Genomic DNA, 19,873 nt, shown 5'->3' on the forward strand with positions numbered 1-19,873 from the left:
TGCCTAAATAATTTGTATCTGACCCCAGTTATCCCTCTACGCAATCATTGGTTGTCCATGTTACGAGTTTTTCAAATTGACAAAGCCACCATATCACTCATACAAAAAAGAAAGATTTTGTTTTTCTATAATTCCCTGATCCGCACACCAAGCCTGATGGTCTTTAACTTCTGTCCATTCGGTTAGGAAAATGAAGTCCAGTTTAGCGGTTTTAGCGGCTTGATAATCGTATTTGCTGTCACCTAAAAATAAAGCAGGTCGGATAATGTTGCCGTTTTCGATTTCTCTGGCGAGTATGGTGTCTTTGGTGTCGGGACTACCGAAGATGCCGCCGTCAAAGTATTGGGCTAGATCGCGTGCAGCAAACACTTCGCGTAGTTCTTGTTGATCGCCACCGGAAACAATCAGCCAATTGGCGTTGGGGACTTGTGCTTTGAGTTGATCAAGCCCCTCGGCGATTTCGCAGTTCATCAAGCCTTGTTTAACGGCTGTCGCAAAGCGGTCAAGCAAGTCATTATTAAGTGCTTCATCAAACGGCTGTTGTAAGATTTGGGTGATAAAGTATTCAAACTTGGCATAACGTGAAATGCCGCCGTTGGCGACATGGTAATCAACCAAGATCATTGCTGGTTCGTGACCAAAATGTTTAGTGGCTTCGTAAAACGCTTGGGTTTTGATTTTGTTTGAGTTCAGCACTACGCCATCGCAATCAAAAATTAAACATTGGTAATAATATATTTTATTCAAGAAAAATATCCAATAATGATTTAAAATCCAAAAACAAATTTATTCGCAATAATATCAGCACAGCGATCGGCTTCATTTAAAACAAAAAGTTCAAATTTTAATTTAGAAAAACCTAAATCAGGGTACCGTGTTACAATACCTGCTGAATGTAAAGCATCCACTCCCCTTATTACTTTATTTTTTTTTGATGCATTGACCGATAAAATTCCAGTTTTGCAACCTGCTGTAAGCGATTCATATACCATTGATGCACTATCTTCTGTTACCCAACATTTTACAGCAACAGAAAGCAAATCTGGCAAGGTATCTGATGAAACAATATCTACAGAATGGTAGTTTGATTTATAATTTTCTTGAAAGTATTTTTTTGTAGATAAAGGTGTTCTCGGTGAATCAAGTATCTTCCATGACACGGTCTTATCACGCATAACATTATCAATTTGTTTAAATATGAGATCTTCAGGCCAATCATTGCTTTTAGATGGACCACCTATAAGTAAGAGTCCAGTACATGATTTTTTTTCTTTAAAAACTATTTTATTTGGAACTCCTTTAGTTAATATAACATTATCACTACTAGCAATTGAATCATGTGCAGGTGCAATAACCATGTTAAATAAAAAACATGGAAGGGTTGGTTTCATAAGACATACAATCTTTTGATTGAAAAATAAACGCGACATGATCAATATAAAATGTGTAGCATGCCCTGCACCGATTATACAAAAATAAGAATTTTTCTTATATAATGACCGCATAGTGCTATACATATTTTTAATTGTTTGAATTTCATAATCAATACCGTATTTCTTTTTCAAACACGATGCAATTCCGAGCATTTGATTGACGTGTCCTAATTTACCATCACTTACAATAAGAATTTTTTTTGTCATAGTTAAATACACAAATTGAAAAAATTCAAATATCTAACCAAGCTTTTGCACACGCAAGATCAAAAACATCATCAATATCAACTGACGATTTTTTATCCATTACATACATATAAGGATTTATACCATGAAAATATTGCCACTCAATCATCTTTAAACGAGGAGATATCAGAATTCCATCTGTAACTCTATATAGAGGTTCTAATTCTTGAGACGGTACATGTTTTATACCTAGTTCATAGTTTAGTGGACCAGTTTTAGTCCATATATATCTTCTAAACTCTTCAACTGACATCAAAGAGTCATATCCATTCTTTATTTCAATTTCATACCTTGCAATTGCGTCCTCATAATGTTTTGGTTCGACAAGTGGTGAAGTACAAGTTGCCCAGATAATATTTTCGCCTTCTACACTTTCAGCAACATGTGCAACTACTTCACCAAATGATTTGGTTTTTTCGTCACAGTATTCAATCGAACGTTTATGTATATCAACACCTTGGGCCTTACCCATTACCAACATATCATGACAATCAGACGTCACCACTATTTTTGTAATTTGAGGTACTTTTTTTAACTGTTGAATTTTATATATTAATAGGTTTGAATCAGCGAAAGGTGCTGTATTTTTTCCAGGCAAACGTCGGCTACCTTTTCTAACAGGAATTATTGCTGTATACATTTTTTAATCCTTTTTAATAATTTGAGATAATGCAATAGAAAAAATATTCAGATCAACTGAATGAGCAATGTAGTTAAAGCCTTCATTTTTAAGCGACTGATTGCGCACGATTGTGTCAGAAAATGCACCCAATAAAATCCCCTTAGCCTTGGCTTTAGCCGCTATCTGCTGCATCAGGCTTAAAACCTCAGGTGAATCCACTTGCCCCGGCTTGCCTATCGATTGCGATAGGTCATAAGGCCCGATAAATAGGATATCAAAGCCTGGTACTTCAAGAATGGCATCAAGGTTTTGAATGCCTTCTACGCCTTCAACTTGGAGTATCACTACGGATTGATTAGCTTGATCAAAATATTGGTCTTTAGGCTGAGTACCAAATTGTGCGGCATTTACAAAACGACATACACCACGCATGCCTTTTGGATAAAAGCGTGCGGCTTGAACAGCCGCTTTAGCTTGTTCTGCGGTCGCAATATTAGGAATTTGAACGCCCAACGCTCCAGTATCTAATGCCGCGCCAATCGCGTGTGCATCGACGCCTTTAACGCGAATAATCGGAAATAAATTTGAGATTTTGGCTGCTCTAACATGATTATTAAGGGTTTCTAAGGTTACCGTACCGTGTTCTTGGTCAAGGATAATAAAATCTAAGCCGCTATAACCTGCCGCTTCAACTAGATTGCTATCCGTGGTTTTACTAAAAATACCCAAGCAGGCCTGGTGACTTATTTTTTTTTTAAAGTCTTGTAGTAAATTTGTGCTCAATTGATCGCTCCAAAAATTGATTTGGTGGGGAGTTGATAATTTGTTGGCGTTATGGAATAGAGTTTTACTGCATTCAGAGATTGTTGATATTTTTTAAACAACTCAATCATTTCTTGATTGCGCGGGTCACCATTTGGATAACCATCAAATCCTGCTAAGGTTATTTGCTTAGCTTGCCCACTGCTCGCAATCGCTAGTGCATAAGCGATAACCAGTGAGGTGGGAAGTTCGCAGTAGGTTGAATGGAAATTAAAACCTTTGCTGGTAATGGCTATCCCAAAATCCAAGAGTTCTTTATTCGTCAATTCGTTTTTCACATCCGCTGGCAACATGGAGGCCGGTGTGATTAACGGCTGGGGCAGTTTTAAGTGTTCATGGCAATCCGCAAGTAAACGCACTGGGTGACAAGCAGCACGGGCATCAATCAGATCTTGACGAATATTGGATTGGGTATTAAGCGCAATCACATAGGGTTGGGTTTGTTCTATAAAACTCTCAATCGCGGCTTGGTATTTTTTCACACCCGGGCCAGTTCCAAGAATTAAGACAGTTTTATCTTTGAGCAAATTGCTGGGTTGCCAAGTGCCACGCGGTTCGCCGGCATAAAAATGGCGGGCGCCTTCTAGGGTGTCGAGGCTGAATTTTTTACCGCCTTCGATTTTTAGGTGATCGATTACAGCGAGAATATCTTCTTCGCTGTAACGACTGTCTTGCAACATTTCTTGAATATAGCTTGGGTGAATGCCGTATTGCCCAGCCAGGTAGTAAAACGGATTGGTGCCCCAGCCATAGCGGTTTTGCATGGGTTTAAAGTGTTTGCGGATCAGTTCAAACAGTTTGGTGGGGTTGCCTTGCTGTTGACGATAGTCGGCTAGCGCAAGAATCAGGTATTCGGTTTGCGCATTTCCTGGCCCGCGACCCATACCGGTGACAGTACTATCGACCCAGGTGACACCGGCTTTCACCGCTTGCAGGCTATTGGCAATCGCTTGCCCCATATTGTCATGGGTATGAATGCCGAGTGCACCCTGCCAACCTTTTTGAAAGGCATAAATAATGTCGCTGACCTGTTGCGGATTTAAACTACCCATCGAATCGGCGAAATACAAGGCATCAATTGGGTAATCGCTAGCTGCTTGAGCGAGTTGGGTAATGTCCGCTGGGGTACGATCCGCCACTTGCATCAGGTTAAAGCCGACTAAATAGCCTTGTTGCTTTAACCAAGTCGCGGCCGGTAAACAGGCGATAAACTCATGCACATGGCAGGCAATGCGCACCAACGTAACAGGAGAATCGGCTTGAGGGCTAAACAATTGTTCTAAGCAAGCGGTTTGGGTACTCGGGTCAGCGATTTCAGAACCGTTAATCATCACGCCGATTTTATTCGCTAAGCCCGGTGGAATAGAGAGACGTTTTAAAAAGGCATCAGTGCTATAGGCACAAGCGCCTTTAAAGCCATTATTGTTTACACTGCGAAAACCGATCTCAACAAAATCGATTTGTAGCGCATCCATCGCTAGCAAATAGTCTTGTACGAGTTCGGGCTCAAAATCCCAGTCGTTGTAGTAGCCACCATCGCGGAGGGTGCAGTCAAGTACCTTGCAAGCTTTATAATTCATTAAATAGCAGCCCTTTTATCGATTTTGAAAAAAATCCAGTTTGTAAACATTTAGTTATGTAGCTTGAATAAGCCGGCTCAGTACGCACCCTTGAGTTAAATAAATAACAACTAGCTTCCTTATTCCCAGGATTATTTTTTAGAAAATACAAACAAGCAAGATAACAGTCAAAATATAGGCTTGCATCATATAATTGTCTTATTTTTTCTAAAGTTTCAATGTTTTTTTCATTAGGATTACTTGTGCAGCTAACTACATTTTCAAGCATGTCATTTAAATCTAGATCAATCATAGGGATAGACTTATTTTTTTTCTCACTGAGTACCGCTGCTATATGGTTATAAATTTCTTTCCAGTCAACACTATAGTCTGCATTCATGCCCAAACCATCTTCGCCATTATTCAAAAAAGTTTTGACTTTTGAATAGGTTGTATCTGATGGTCTGTAAGGAAAAGTTACAAGCGCTGGATTTGAATGAAGGGCGCCATCGAGTTTTGCAATACGCAAAGGTACTATTGCACCAGAGCCCGCATTAGCGATAAAAACGTCACAACCATGTGCATGTTGAATTTTTTCTTCGTAATCAAACCCAACTAAATTGATTGTTGAAATGTTATTTTTTAACCGACTACTAATAGTATGTACTACAAGTAAATCATCTGTATCATTGGCAAGTGCTTTATTAACAGCTGTCCAGCCATCTATGAGAACTTCAACCGTTTCAAAGTATTGCGAAAGATTATTCAGGATTTTAACATAGCCTTCAATCTGCTCTTTCCAAGCTCTTTTTTGACCTGTTATTCCAATCCAAATCTTTAGTGTTTTTTCGGTAGATTTCATGGAAATTGTACTATCACGAGCGGAGTCGAATAAATAATTCTCAAAATCTGCAAGGTGCTTTTCTGGCATGATACCATTATGTCTAATCTTAAAATTGAGACCGACATTATTTAAGGCGTAATAAATATGGCTCTCCTCATAGTCTTTTGAAGAAGACTTGTTATCACTTGGTAGAAAAAAGGAATCCGCATAAAACTTACAATTTTTTTTCGTCTTATCTGAACACTTCCAGAAGTTAAAATATTGATCATAAATAAAATGAAAAGGTCTCGGGTGGCCAAGAAAAAATCGACTAGTTAAACTATTAGATTTATAATTAAATTTGGATAAAAAATCATTGCAATACACCTTTTGGAAGGAGTTCAGAACTTGATCAATAACCGTTTCTGAGAAAACAAAAAATGCAAGATCAGGAAACAGCATTGCATCTACAAAATTTTCAACCTGAACTAAAATCCAATCATATTTTCCACATGTACTTTTATAGAGTATGAAATTACATACTGAGTACCTTTCACTTACAACCGCATAGGTTTCAATATCACAATAAATAGGATGTTGTAGTTTCAAAATTTCATTTGACTCAACAAGCGATTTTATTTTTTCTAATGATTTATCATAATCATGCGTTAGCAATAGCTCTGAAAGGCTTTTGGTTTGTGTAAACACTGAAAGATTTTTCACTGAAAAAAATGGATAAGTATCTTTCTCAAAAGATTTTTGTGTTTTAGAAAAACTTTTTGCGGACTTATAAAGCCTAGCCAGAACAGTTTTTTCACCAATTTCATTCTCAATACAAAGTTGAATTTCATCTACTGAGTTAATTTTGTATTCAAAACCACAAAGCTGATGAGTTTCAATTTCCTTATTTTTCAGAAATGCTACTACATCATTTCTCACGATATTTAATGGCAATATATAATCTGAGTCATTAGATTTCATGATCAAGAATGCTCGTTGGTTATGCTTTATTGCAATCCACCCTTTTATTTCATTTATTTGTGATAAGACCTCATTTGGCTGATCGATCCAGTAGTCAAGACCTGCATCTTTAATTTTTTCTATAAAAAACATAATTATCCCATCTACACAGTAAAACTGTAATCGTTTAGCCCCCTCCCTGTTCCTATCACGCCAAAACCAGAATAGGCAAACGAGGGACGGGTAGGTTTTTACGGCGTTCGGCCAGTGTTTGAGCAATAAACTCCCAAGGATTCAGGTCTCTCAAACGCGCGGTATCAATCACGCTCGCCAGCAAGGCGACCACGCGGCTGCCTTGTGCCGTCCGCGAACCGAAGGTGATTTTGCGCAGCAATACCCAGTGCCGCAAACTGCGTTCCGCGACGTTGTTGGTCAATGGATGCGCCGGCGTTTCGACCACGCGCACGATGGCCTCCCAATCGTTGAGAAATTCGCCGGCTAATTGTCGGCTGTCAACATGCGCGATGTCTCGGTGCGTCTCGCAGAGCGAGCGCAGCAAGGTCAGCAACTGTTGATTCTGCGCCCATAAGGATTCGGCATCCGGCGGCGATTCGCGGAGTCGGTGGATGTTGCGCATCAACAGGATCATGGCCAATAACAAGGCTTCGCCGAAAGCTTGTCCTTCGCTATCCANGCACTGATACAGTGCTCGGGCCTTGCGCACCAAGTGCGCCCAACAGCGCAAGCGCCTAGGAAAGATGCGATAGACGCTTAGCCGTCGGTCATCAGTAAGCCGCAAAACGCTTCCCCTAAGAGCTGGTTCACGACGAGACGATGGCGTTTGCCCACTTGATAAATCACCGTCTGTGCGCTGACAAAGACCCAGAGCCAAAATAACTGCCCGGCTTCTTTCCAGGGTGTTTCATCGATATGTAAGAGGCCGGCGGCCTTGAGTTCCGCGATCAACTGCTCGTCGACGACCGGCGCAACGGCACGTCCCGCTTCATGAATGCATTGATTGATGGTGCTGGTGCTGAGGTAGATTCCCAGCCAATCGCGCAAATAGGCTTGGATTCTGCGGCGCGATGCCCGTAGGGACAATGAGAGATAGACCAGAAAACTGACCAGCCGGGGGCCGCACAGATGCCATTCGCTCAGGGCTACGCTCCAGCCGTCTTCGTCGGCGCCTCGCCCGGGCTCGGCAAGGGTTTGATGACCGCAGGGACAGGTCGCCGAGAAGTAGTCATGTCGGCTATGTTCGATTTGTAATTTCGGCGATTCGGCGTTGCCGACTTCAAGCTCCAGTTCGAACCGAGCGTTCCAGGGGCGATAGTCGGTGTTGTCGGCAAACGATTGCCCACACGCGGCGCAGCCATCCGGGCGATGCTCGATCGCCCGGGTCACCGGTAAGGTCAGGTTGCGGCTATAGCCTGGGCTACCGACTTGGCGCCCGGCTTTTTTAGGCTTTCCGCTATCACCGGTCGCCGCCGGAGGTGTTGCCGAGTCCTGGCTAGGTAAGTCATCTGACGGAGACTCAGACGAATCCAGTGCCGACAAGTCGCCCGTTGCCGGCGCTTCTTCAGACGGTTCGGCGCTGGATTGATTCGATTGCCAAGGCTCCCGGGATGACGGCGGACGCGAACTCGTATCCGGGGATTGTTTGAGTCGTTCTCGGGCTTCTTTGAGATCCGCCAACAGTTGCTTACTCAATGGACGCAACTCACCCTCCGGCAAATCATCCAGATAGTCCGTGTCCATTTGGCTAAGGTCTCGGTCGCTCAACGTCATGTCCTATAGCTTTTCATGTTTTAACGTGAGTTGCTACTTTTTTAGTGATGGGGGCTACACGATAACGTAAAACTGTTTTGTAATATGCATGTGTAACTATGAATCATTTCTTCATATGAAGGCAGCTTATCCAATGCAGCATAAGCGTTTTCCTTTAGTTTTTCTCTAAGAGCCGTGTTGTTAACAATTTGTACGATATTGTTTGCTAGGCTAGTTAAGTTCCCTACATCAAAAAGCAAAGCACTACTATTATGATGTACTTGCTCAGCTATACCATATGTATTCGTTGATACGATAGGCAATCCTAAATACATAGCTTCTTGAATAACTTTTGGAAAGCTTTCTAAATGGCTTGTAAACAAAAACGCATCGGAAGCATTATAGTATTTTCCGATATCTTTGGTCTCTTTAATAACCTTAATATTATTTAGATAGGCTTTTGGCATACTTTGATGGTACTTATGTAATTGTTTACTGTAATGAGACTCACGATCTCCGACAATTAAAATAACCGTTTTCTTTTTTATATCGTCAGGTAATTTTTCATAAGCTTTTAATGCATCAATCTGTGCTTTACGTTTTGACACAATACCAGGACAAATGAATACAAATTTATCTTCGATATTTAATTCGCTTCTAGCAGCCTCCCGTGCATCTTTTGTCATATTCACTTTCATCCGTTCAGAGTCAAAGCCATTATAGATAGTCATAAAATTATTTCTTCGATTGTAAGGTTGGAACAATGCCTTAGTAGCATTGGCTACAAAAATGACACGATAAGGATAATTGATGGCTTTTTTTCCATGCGATTCAACTAACTTACTGTGTTCACGTAAATGTTCAAATGGCGGTTCGCTTTCGTGTATCACCCAATTGGATGGCAAACCGAGTGCATAGGCGGACTCAATTGCCCAATGACATAAAATGGTATTTGCGATTACTACATTCACATTCAATCGGCCAATATGGCGATTCACAGTCGTTAAGGCTTCTTGATAGCTTCGTTCATTCTTTGCCGAGAAAAGAGTCATAATATTGGTATCTAATACCTCAACCTCAATACCTTCGGTTTCATAGGCTTCTCTTAAATTGCCATCAGAAGGTGATAATACAATCGGCTCTATGTTACCTTGTTTTTTTAATCCTTTTGCTATTTCATACATAATTAAAGGCGCGCCTTCATACTTGAGATTATGCGTTACAAATAAACATCTGAACTTTTGATTTGGCAAGACCTGAAGCGCTCGTGAACTAACCGAAAAATCCATCCCTTCATCAGTTAGGTTTGGGTTATAAAATGGATCGCGCCAGCTTTTATATTTGCGGATAAATGCGGCCTCTTCCGATGGTTTATCGTTGCCAACGCCGATGCCTCTTGTCACGCCTTCATAGTGAAATAACTCTGCATTGGGTGCGACGACGTTTCGATAGCCCGCTTGAGTTAAACGAAAACCGTAATCACAGTCATTATAAGCTACTGAAAAATCAATATCGTCAAACCCACCCATATCTAAAAATAGTTTTTTGGGAGTTAGCATGCAAGCTGCGGTCATTGCAGAAAAATTTTTAATGGATTTGGCATAATTTAAATAGCCATTATCGTCACCTTCTATCAGTTTTAACGCTGGGGCGGGCAAGCCATAAGCCGAAACTTGATTAATAATACCAACATGTTGCAGTTTTCCATTGCCGTAATATAAACGTGCACCAACAGAACCGATGCCTTTTATTTGAACCAAGCCTGCCATTTGGCTTAACCATTCTGCTGTAATGACTTTTACATCATTATTTAAAAATAAAACATAGTCTTCTTTGACAAATTTTGCTGCTTCGTTATTGATATATGAATAACTAAAATGACCATTTGGTGATGCAATGGGTAAGATGGTGTGTTTTGTAGTCTTGAAATATTCAAGTATATCCAGGTCGGTGCTTTCGTTGTTTATGATATAAACTTTGTAATTTTTATATGTTGTCTGTTCAACTGAATCTAAAGCTACTTTAAGAACATCAAACTTATTTTTAGTTGGAATAATGATAGCGATTTCTGGACCAACATCAGGAAATTGAATCGAGTATACCTTTCTTTCATTTTGAATTAACTGGACAAAAACTTTATCAAAGTGTAGTTCAAGTTTTGTCAAGTAATCGTTTATCAGTGCGCTATGATCAATTTGTATAGCATGTAACTGCTCACTATGGTACAAGATTTGGGCCAAGTGCCCGACCGGTTTATTCTGGTAAGCTGCTGTAAAAGCCAATGCATCGATTAAAGACTCACACTCAAAACTGCCATTTGTTATCAGTGATCTATTTGCATACACTAGTGAACCAAGATAATAAGGCTGCGATAATAGTAATTCGGGCGAAAAGTCGGGCTTAAATTCAGGAAGCTGGCGTTTCTTTTTACTTTTGTAGTCATTATCTGTATAGATTAATACATGCGCTTGGTTATTGAGTTCATTTGCAACATGGAAGAGCAGGTCCGGCTCGAGCGTCAGCTCCTCTTCGACCAAAATAAAATGATCGGTTGCTATGCTGTTTACCAATTGTTTGGGCTCGATATTTTGCGCAAACTGAATTCTCTGATAAGCAAAGCCTAGCGTTTCTGATATTTCTTGAATGGATATTGCTTTGCTTATAATAAATGTAGCAGTCCAATAGGGATAGACTTGTTCAAATAAATTGTCGATTGTTCGCTTTATCCTCTCATGTGCAATTTTAAATACAAAGTGAAAATGCTTTGCTGTGTACTGCACGTCCGTTTTTTTAGACTCCAACAGTCTATAAGCAGGCATTGTTTGCCCTTCAATAATACGATCTGCAAACTTATCAGAATTCGCTTCTTTAGGGGTTAACGCTATGTTCAGTTTGGTTAATTTACGAGATGCAGAAGCCCAATAACCATGCTGTTGAATTTTAAAGTCATCCCACTCTAAAATGTTTCTGTTGTTTGTTATTAGCGGGTATTTATTTGCACCAAAATTATCTTCAAATATTATGTTTGTAAAGTTGTTACAGTCTAACTCATCAGGATCATTAAAGAATGCTAAAATATTTTTCATCATTAAACTCGCATCATACTGGTTTAATGCCACAAATAGATTTTTGTGCTGACTCAAATAATCGTTAATAAAGTTTATTGCGCCATGACGTAACTTAGACAAATGATAATTTGATTCGGAATCAAACGATACTTTATCGTAAGTCGGCTGTAATTCTTTTTGAATACTAATTACCGAAGGGTGCGTTGCTGAAAAAAACAACTCAAATAATTGTACGTTATTGAAAAAATCTGAATTAATCGGATGATCACTTGCTATGTATGTATGATATTTCAAGCCTAATTTTGAAATTTCATTTATTTTTTTATTAACAATAAAGTAAATGCCTTCTACAGATATATTGGCTATTTTTTTAAGAGTAGGTTGAAGTGAGCCGGCATAACCTATATCCACGATTGCAGATTTATTTGTCATACCTGATTTTTCAATATAAGCTTTAAATGATTGAGACTTGGACTTATTAATTTCTATTATATTTGCTGATACGGTTCGAACGAAATCAATATAATGATGATGATTTTTATGTTGTATAACGGCATCGTCGTATGTTGTGAAAGCTGATTGACTAAGCATAGTTTCACATTGATCAAGCTTCTCTTGGGTAAAGCCAAATCGATACGTTAATAAGTGTCTCAGCGTGGTAGGAAAGTAATCCTTATTTGCCACAGTCAGAATAGAATCAATATCTACTAGACTGGCTGAATAAGATAAAAGACGCGAAGAAAAAAAATAAGCTGACTCCGGTAGCTTCGGAAATTTACCCCTTAAAAGATCATAAACTTCTTTAAGATAAAAGCCATCGCGTGATATAAAGAACACTTTGTCATATTGATGATGGACAACTGTGTTGTATAAAGAATGCAAAAAGCCAAGGAAAACAGGACCAAGCGCTTCATAGCCTAAGCGATAAGTTTCACCACAATACCTAGCCGACCTAAGCAGCGATGCATCGCAATCAGCGTAATGTTTTTGTGCAACCTGACCGAATACGCTAGCGTAAGCTAGTTCAGCATCATTACTTGAAAACTCGTCAATTAGATGGTGATTATTTTTGTGGAACAAACTAACAGCCGATGGTACTAAATAAGCATCCATACCGGCTCTCTCTGCCATAGTAACGTCACTATGCAAGTTATCGCCAACGTGTATCCATTTTTGCGGTGTCACATTGTATAGTTTTAAAACGTGATTAAATAAAGAGCCATGATGTTTTGTTTTTTGAATTTCTGATGAAATGTATATATCTATACCAGACAAGTCAATTTCGGCCTTTTTTAGTAATTTTTTGACGCTACTTTTAGACAGATACATGTCGCTAAGAAAAACAATTTTTTTGTTTTGTTTTTTCGCAAGCTCCAGCAAACGTATACCAAAAATTTTCTGGCTTACGCCCTCCAATTCTTCTTCTATCTCGAGTCTTTTGAAAACATCTAACAAATTGGCATCTATATCAAATAGCTCTGATATTTTTTGGTAAATATCTTCAAGGGTAATCTCTTGTTTATCCGTGTCCTTTCTGGCAGCTAGTTCAGCTTCAATCCTGAATTGTTTGTAATTGAAGTCTTTTTTGTATTCGGTCTTTAATCTTTGCTCAACTCGACTAAATATTGCAGAAGGATGTAGATATGATCTTTGAATTAAAGTATCAAAAATATCAAATGAAATTATAGACTTATCTTTAATTCTATGTTCAAAAAAATCTAGCCTATTTTTTGCATCTATAACTGTATCTATAGTGCATATTTTCTCAGCAATAAGCTGCTTTTTATTGTTAAATGAGTTATTAATAACATAAGTCTCATAAGAATCTTGATGGATATAGGCGTCTAAAATATTATCTAATATGCTTAATGTGTTTTTATTTATGTTAGCTGGGCTGACTCTTTTTATCTGATTTAAAACTAACTTGTTAGCTATCTTATTTTCAGGTAATTTAAGCGACAGAGGTTTGATTATAAAATCAAAGAAACTCAGCTCATCTTCCTTAAGATCTTTAATATCAGCTGCATTATTAAGTTTTAATGCTGTTTTAAAGTCACCTAAGCTTTCAATTGCTTTAAGGAAGGCAAGGCTTTTTTTATAAATGAAAACGGTTTTTATATCACCGCCACAAAAGGCTTTAATAAATTCAATATGTGTTGCGTTTGATAGGTTTATACAATAATTTTCATCATTTAAAACTAATACATCGCATAGTTCTTCAAAGTATGTTAAAAGCTCACCAGCATATAAAAAAATGACCCTGACATGAAATCCTTTATTTCTGTATATTGAATGTATTGTTTCAATAAGTTCAATCTTATCTTGTTCATTTTCGGCATTTTCGATAAAGAAAAGTACTGATGTGCTATTGTCTGGTTTATAGCCAAGACTTTCTATGTCAAATTGGTATCCTCGAATATCATGTGCATTTAGCTTTATGTTATAAAGGTACTCAATAACGTTTATACCATAGCAATAAGGCAAGAAGTACTTTCGTTCCAAATATTCAAGCTTTAGATTCTGAGTTGGATTTCTATGCTCTGCATATCCAAAATTTATAAAATGCCAAAATGGATCCATCTTAGAATTTTTTACGTCCGAATTTTGTTGCAAATAAAAATCTGGATCAAATAAGCTAAGATCAATAAATTCTTGTTCAATGGCTTTAAAATTTGAATGTATTTTTTCTGAAAATGGGTTTAGTTTAAAACTGATGTCACCTGTAAAGGTAGTATGTTTGTTTTGAAATTTAGTTGGAGTTATAACTTGAACTATTTCTTCACTTTTGTCATGTGCAACAATTATCTCATTTGAAGCAAGCCTTTTAGCCATGTTCAAGTTAAACTCCACCATAGATTTCAAGCTAGTCTCTTGGTTTATGAGTTTCTTATAAAGCTCAATTGCTAAACTATAATCTTTAGTTCTAAGCGCTCTATTAGCTTGCTGCAATATTGTAAGGCCTGGTTCTGTCATAGTGGTTTCGCTCTTTTTTTGTTCCAGTTTGTGTTCTTGGGTTACGCGTACTTTAATAGTACTGATTTTTGGGTTGTTTTTTGATCTCGCTGAATGTCAACTGGGATCAACCCATCTTTTTGATAATAGCGCTGATCATCTGGCCTAAGGTGTTGATGCCAGCGTTGGTAAAAAATCAAGCGGTTTTGTTGGATATATTGCCCGTCCCCTGTTTTTTGGATTCGTGATGAATCACAAAAATAACTGGGGTCGGGTACAAATTATTTTTGCTAACCTTATTCGTTAGATCAGCAAGTCTTTAAGTAATTCTATTTGCGCTTCGGCACGTATCAATTGTTGAGCTAGTTGCTGCTGTCGATTGTCTTGTTCGCTTAATTGCTGTTGCAATTGCTTAAGTTTCCTGTCTCGGTTTTGCAATGTCTCGTTCAATAATATCGCTATTTCTTCCAGTGCGGCAGACTGGTTTGCCATGCGCGCTAAACTTGTCCCATAGAATGAAGCAGTAGTACTCACATCTTTACTCAGTTGCCCATCCATTTTGGATGCGGCGATTTCTAGCAATGACCCTAGTGATGGCCCTTGTGTCGCCATATATTCCAGCAGATTGATTGGCGTTAAGGTGATGTCTAAAAAGCTTTCCGGTATAACTTGCGCTAGTAAGTTTTGTGCAAGATTTAATTTGAAACGTGGATCATGGCCCCAACAAATTACCGTACAGCCTTGTTGGTTCGCATGATCGGGGAGTACCGTGACTTCGGCTTTTTCTGTAAATATTTCACTATCATGCTGCCATGACCACAATAATTTTCCATCGGCTAAATAGATGTCTAGCTTGTGTAATAAGATGACGCATGGAGCATTGCTGATATCGAGGCGTAATGTTAAGAGTTGATAGGTGTTAGGTATCAAGGCGCGAATGCGCTGCACCTTACCATTCAATAAATAATGCGTCCGTGATGAAGTCGCTTCACTAATATCAAGCTCTTCTCCTGAAGTAGTTTTTTGTTTGACGAAAATCTGAGCATTTAATGTATCAGGTGGATAGGTGCTACGCGTATTTTGCTTGAATTGATCGATTACATGCAACGCAGGCTGTAGATTATATAAACGCTGGTTTAAATCTTGCCATGCACGGGTAAAGGTTTGGTCATTGTTTGAGCTCTCATCGCGACAGGCTGCATTAAGTAAACGATAGGTTTCTCTATAATCGGCCGTGACATCGTCCGATTGTTCAAATTCCGTAACACTATATTGTGTGTGACGCAGGTTGTCCGATAAAAAGTCAGTGATATAGGTTTCGATGCCTTGTTCAATATTTGCTGGGCTGGTTAACGCTAATTGCTGGGCTATTCGTTGTAATTGAATTTTGGGATTAGCCATCAATAAGTCATAATCAACAAACACTCGCGGGAAGCGATGCGTTGCATTTACGGCGGCAATGAGGTGTTGATGCCATAGTAACAATGATTCTTTAGTATCTAATCCATCACGAGCGAATAGCGATTGTGCAATACTGAGCGGGTTGCGCGAAGTGATTACTACTTTAACGCATACATCCATTTTTTCGAATAGCGGTATCCAGAACCAGAGTAAACGACAGAGTCGAGGGTCTTTAATCGCGAGTATAGAATTCGGCGCTATTTTGCTGTTCAGTAAGTTTTCTGCTTCTGTTGTCATAGCCGCATCAATACTGAGTGGGTCAAGCTGATGAATCAACGATTGCGAGAAATAATTTGCTTTTATTGATTTTAGTAATTGGTCATTAATATCAACAAAATCGACATCCTCAAAATAACCTTTGGGGTTGGCAAAGTTCGGTGGCATGAGTTGATTTCCTAAATCAACGCCTAAGGCCATTAATCCGCGTGTTACTGCACTCGTACCGCTACGATGCATTCCTAGGACTAACAAAAGTGTTTTGGTCTGGTTGTTCATTTAAATAACAATATACATCCTAGGAAAATAGTAAATATTGTCTCCCACTTAGAAAAAATAGGCTAGGGGCGATTATTGAAATAATCCCTCCTCAATCCCCCCTTTTTCAATGAGGGCGGCAAAGTTCCAGCTTGTTTTATATGCAGGGGCCTGAATAATTACGTTTAACTCACAATAATGAGTGATGGTCTTTTAGTTTGCCGAGGGCAATCTCGTCGGTGTCAGGTAGATTCAATTGTGCGAATTGCGATTGAGTTCTTGCTTGCGCAAGCAGCTTTATTTCGCCATTCGGTTGTGCGCTGCTGATTGCTTGTTCAAAAAAATCGAAAGCTTTATCGTTGTCTCCAGTAATTGCGGCTGCTTTGCCTAGGCTGTTGTAAGTGCCGGCAATCAGAATGCGGCTGATGAGCCGTTTTTCGCAGCCCCACTGCCTTGCCTGTGAGATCAGTTGTCGCGCCATGCTGTCGTTGCCTAATTGCAGCTGCGCAGCTCCCGCTAACAATGCCAATTTAGCTCGTTCCGGATGGCTTTCTATGTCTTCTTGCGTCAATGCCGCTAGGCTATCCCAGGCACCGAACTGCCATTGCGTCTTGGCTCGGTCCAGTAGCGCCTCGTCGAATGCCGCCGATACGGTCGAAGCGGTTTCGATTTCGATTGGCTTTACTGCCGGTTGGTACGAGGTTATTGGGTTGGCATTCCAGGTTGCCTGTCTCGGTATTTGTGTCGCGTCGCTAAAGTGCCAGTGGAGATGCATTTGTTTGGCGACGATTTTCGGTGTCGGAGCAGAGCTGCGGTATTTGGTAGATTCGCGGCGTTTACGGAACCAGTTTTTTAGTGTTTGTAACATGGTTAAAACTTTGTTTCGAAGGTTTGTTAGAAATTGAGCGTTTAGCGCTAGGATTTCGCGATGAAAAACGTCCTGGTGCCATTATTGTACCTGAGGGCTCGGTAGCTCGCTTGATAGGCTCCGCACCTAAATTATACTCATCGTAGATCAAAATTCGGCGCCGGAGTGTTCCGTCAAAGGACGCCGTGAATACATCTCTGTAGGCTCTATGCCAGCCCCTCGCCTAGCGTTAGGTGAGGGGCTGCATAAACCGGTGCCTCCTCAGGCGCTGCCGAAATTTTAAGTACGACAGGTATGTATCGGTTGGGCCGAGAAGCGGTTATTGAAAAAAAGGGCGTCATTAAAATTTAACGGCTGAATGAAAGCAATCACCTTGCGTATCTTTTTCGGATAGCAAAGGGGTTTTGCCGGGTAATAATGGCCAGTCGATGGCTAGGTCGGCATCGTTCCAAGCCAGCGAATATTCGTCGCCTGGGCTGTAATATTCTGTGCATTTGTACTGAAACTCTGCATCCGGGCTGGTAACGTAAAAGCCATGTGCGAAGCCTGGTGGTATCCAAAGTAGTTGTTTGTTGTCGGCGTTAAGCAATAAACCGACCCATTGCCCGAAGTTGGGGCTGCTTTTGCGTAAGTCGACGGCAACATCATAGACTTCACCGTGAGTTACTCTGACCAGTTTGCCCTGGGGATGCCGGTGTTGGTAATGCAAACCGCGCAAGATGCCTTGTTTCGATTTACTGTGGTTGTCTTGAACAAAACGGTATGGCCCGCAGTGTTTTATAAATTCATCTTCGCGGAAGGTTTCCATGAAAAAACCCCGTTCATCGCCGAATACTTTGGGCGTGATTAGGACAACGTCGGGAATGGCGAGTGCTTGGTACTCCATGTTGGTCGGTCTCTTATTGGTTTTTCAAGGCTAATAAATTGAGTAAGTATTGTCCAAATTGTGTTTTGGCGTATAAATGGCCTTGTTGTTCGAGCGCTCGATCGTCTAGCCAGCCTTGCTGCCAGCCGATTTCCTGTAAGCAGGCGACTTTTAAGCCTTGTCGGTGCTCAATGGTCTGTATGTAGGCGCTGGCTTCTTGCAGGGCGTCGTGCGTGCCGGTATCTAGCCAGGCAAAGCCGCGGCCAAGTCGTTCGACACTTAATTTGCCGCGCTCAAGGTAGGCATTATTTACACTGGTAATTTCCAGTTCACCGCGATGTGACGGTTTTACGGCTTTGGCGATATTAATCACGTCGTTATCGTAAAAATACAAGCCGGTGACTGCATAATTCGATTTAGGCTGGGGTGGCTTTTCTTCAATGGATATGGCTTTTCCTGTTTGGTCGAATTCTACCACGCCAAAGCGTTCGGGGTCTTTGACTAAACAACCAAATACCGTTGCGCCGCTGGTTTGGTTGGTTGCGCGCTTGAGTTGTTCTGAAAAGTGCTGGCCGTGGAATATGTTGTCTCCTAGTACTAGGCAAACCGGGCTGCTGTCGATGAAGTCTTCACCAATGATAAAGGCTTGGGCCAGACCGTCCGGGCTTGGTTGTTCGGCGTATTCAAATCGCACGCCGAATTGCTCGCCTGTCTTTAACAGTTTTTGATATTGCGGTAAATCTTCTGGTGTGGAAATAATCAAGATGTCTTGAATGCCTGCCAGCATCAGTACCGATATCGGGTAATAGATCATCGGTTTGTCGTAGATTGGCAACAGCTGTTTGGATACGCCTAAGGTAATGGGATGTAGGCGTGTGCCGGAGCCTCCAGCGAGAACAATGCCTTTGTATATGGTGCTCATTGTAGATATTCCTGTAATGTTAGCGCTAGCAAATCTTGCCAATGTGGCAGTTGAATACTCAATGCGCTTTCTAATTTGCCGAGATTGAGGCGCGAATTCAAGGGGCGAGTAGCCGGGGTAGGGTAGTTGCTGGTGGTTATGCCGTGCAAGCGTTCTGGTTGTATCGCCAGTTTTACGCCGCTCGCTTGTTTAAAAATTGCTTGGGCAAAGCCGTGCCAACTGGTTTCGCCGCGTGGCGCCAAGTGGTATAAGCCGTCGGTCAGACGCGTTTCGCTGATTCGGTGGGGGCTGACAGCGCTAGAGCGGTGATGTCTGCAATTAAGCGGGCGGGGGTGGGGGCGCCGATTTGGTCGTTTACCACGTTTAGGCTGTCACGGTCTTGCCCTAGGCGCAGCATGGTTTTCATGAAATTATGGCCGCGGGCCGAATAGACCCAGCTGGTCCGAAAGATAAGATGATAAATGTCTGCGTGTTGTATAGCCAGGTCGCCTTGCAGTTTGGTTTGTCCGTAGTGACTTAAGGGGGGGGCTGTTTGGCTGGTTTCTTCCCAGGGCGTTTGGCCATTGCCGGGGTAGACGTAATCTGAGGAGTAGTGTATCAACAATGCGTCTTGTCGTTTACAGTAGTCGGCGAGTTCTGCATTGAGGCGCGTGGCTGCTTGTCGTTCTGTTTCCGCTCGGTCTACGGCGGTATAGGCCGCCGCATTGATGATTAGGCTAGGTCGATGGCTTGTTAGCCATTTTTCGACGGCATCAGCGTTGGCAAGATCCAGTTCGTGGCGAGTCGGTGCGGTTATTTTGCCATACGCCATCAGGCGTCTGTGTAGCTCAAAGCCCACTTGGCCTGTGCCGCCGGTGATCAAAATGGCGTGTTGATTGTTCATGCGTTTATCTAGATGCTGTCCGTAGGCGCTGAGTTAAGAATTTAAGAATGCTCTAAGTCTTAGGTTCTTTCGACTGTAAAATTGAGGACGAAATGGCCTGGTTTTTTGATTTCCTGGGTCCTCTAAGAGGAAACGGTGGCTTAGATTA

General features: G+C 40.8%; 15 protein-coding genes. All 15 read right to left on the reverse strand.

The annotated features are described in order from the left end of the window. Positions 1 to 93 precede the first annotated feature (93 nt). Positions 94 to 747, reverse strand: a complete 654-nt coding sequence (locus METBU_RS0119070) for an HAD family hydrolase (RefSeq protein WP_017842135.1) — start codon at positions 745 to 747, stop codon at positions 94 to 96. 20 nt (positions 748 to 767) lie between these two features. Continuing rightward, positions 768 to 1,640, reverse strand: coding sequence for an ELM1/GtrOC1 family putative glycosyltransferase (locus METBU_RS0119075; protein ID WP_017842136.1), 873 nt, complete (start codon positions 1,638 to 1,640; stop codon positions 768 to 770). Positions 1,641 to 1,665: 25 nt separating this feature from the next. Beyond that, the gene (locus METBU_RS0119080) at positions 1,666 to 2,319 is read right to left on the reverse strand and encodes an acylneuraminate cytidylyltransferase family protein (protein WP_017842137.1); all 654 of its coding nucleotides are present in this window, start codon (positions 2,317 to 2,319) and stop codon (positions 1,666 to 1,668) included. Positions 2,320 to 2,322: 3 nt separating this feature from the next. Beyond that, complete coding sequence (locus METBU_RS0119085) at positions 2,323 to 3,084, reverse strand: HpcH/HpaI aldolase family protein (RefSeq protein ID WP_017842138.1); 762 nt, start codon at positions 3,082 to 3,084, stop codon at positions 2,323 to 2,325. Further along, positions 3,081 to 4,703, reverse strand: a complete 1,623-nt coding sequence (locus tag METBU_RS0119090) for an aldolase catalytic domain-containing protein (RefSeq protein WP_017842139.1) — start codon at positions 4,701 to 4,703, stop codon at positions 3,081 to 3,083. The genes METBU_RS0119085 and METBU_RS0119090 overlap by 4 nt, the downstream gene beginning before the upstream one ends. Beyond that, positions 4,693 to 6,618 carry a hypothetical protein gene (locus METBU_RS0119095; protein WP_017842140.1) on the reverse strand — a complete coding sequence of 642 codons (1,926 nt, stop codon included), beginning with the start codon at positions 6,616 to 6,618 and terminating at the stop codon, positions 4,693 to 4,695. Before METBU_RS0119095 ends, METBU_RS0119090 begins: the two co-directional genes overlap by 11 nt. Positions 6,619 to 6,673: 55 nt before the next feature. Beyond that, positions 6,674 to 7,264: an IS66 family transposase gene (locus tag METBU_RS29060; RefSeq protein ID WP_268869772.1), complete on the reverse strand. Its 591-nt coding sequence runs from the start codon at positions 7,262 to 7,264 to the stop codon at positions 6,674 to 6,676. After that, positions 7,237 to 8,223: an IS66 family transposase gene (locus tag METBU_RS29065; protein WP_026130329.1), complete on the reverse strand. Its 987-nt coding sequence runs from the start codon at positions 8,221 to 8,223 to the stop codon at positions 7,237 to 7,239. Before METBU_RS29065 ends, METBU_RS29060 begins: the two co-directional genes overlap by 28 nt. Positions 8,224 to 8,294: 71 nt before the next feature. Then, positions 8,295 to 14,273, reverse strand: coding sequence for an HAD-IA family hydrolase (locus METBU_RS0119110; protein WP_017842141.1), 5,979 nt, complete (start codon positions 14,271 to 14,273; stop codon positions 8,295 to 8,297). Between the two features lie 282 nt (positions 14,274 to 14,555). Further along, complete coding sequence (locus METBU_RS0119120) at positions 14,556 to 16,208, reverse strand: sulfotransferase family protein (protein WP_138767219.1); 1,653 nt, start codon at positions 16,206 to 16,208, stop codon at positions 14,556 to 14,558. 169 nt (positions 16,209 to 16,377) lie between these two features. After that, entirely contained in the window at positions 16,378 to 17,055 is a 678-nt protein-coding gene (locus METBU_RS0119125) for a hypothetical protein (RefSeq protein WP_017842144.1), read from the reverse strand. Between the two features lie 340 nt (positions 17,056 to 17,395). Then, a complete protein-coding gene (gene rfbC, locus METBU_RS0119130) occupies positions 17,396 to 17,941 on the reverse strand; it encodes a dTDP-4-dehydrorhamnose 3,5-epimerase (RefSeq protein ID WP_017842145.1) in 546 nt (181 codons plus the stop codon). Between the two features lie 13 nt (positions 17,942 to 17,954). Next, entirely contained in the window at positions 17,955 to 18,842 is an 888-nt protein-coding gene (gene rfbA, locus METBU_RS0119135; RefSeq protein WP_017842146.1) for a glucose-1-phosphate thymidylyltransferase RfbA, read from the reverse strand. Further along, the gene (locus tag METBU_RS29070; RefSeq protein ID WP_268869773.1) at positions 18,839 to 19,084 is read right to left on the reverse strand and encodes a sugar nucleotide-binding protein; all 246 of its coding nucleotides are present in this window, start codon (positions 19,082 to 19,084) and stop codon (positions 18,839 to 18,841) included. The genes rfbA and METBU_RS29070 overlap by 4 nt, the downstream gene beginning before the upstream one ends. A 17-nt stretch (positions 19,085 to 19,101) precedes the next feature. Continuing rightward, the gene (locus METBU_RS29075; protein ID WP_268869774.1) at positions 19,102 to 19,725 is read right to left on the reverse strand and encodes an SDR family oxidoreductase; all 624 of its coding nucleotides are present in this window, start codon (positions 19,723 to 19,725) and stop codon (positions 19,102 to 19,104) included. Positions 19,726 to 19,873: the final 148 nt, after the last annotated feature.

This window comes from Methylotuvimicrobium buryatense 5G (assembly GCF_000341735.1).
Lineage (GTDB): Bacteria > Pseudomonadota > Gammaproteobacteria > Methylococcales > Methylomonadaceae > Methylotuvimicrobium > Methylotuvimicrobium buryatense.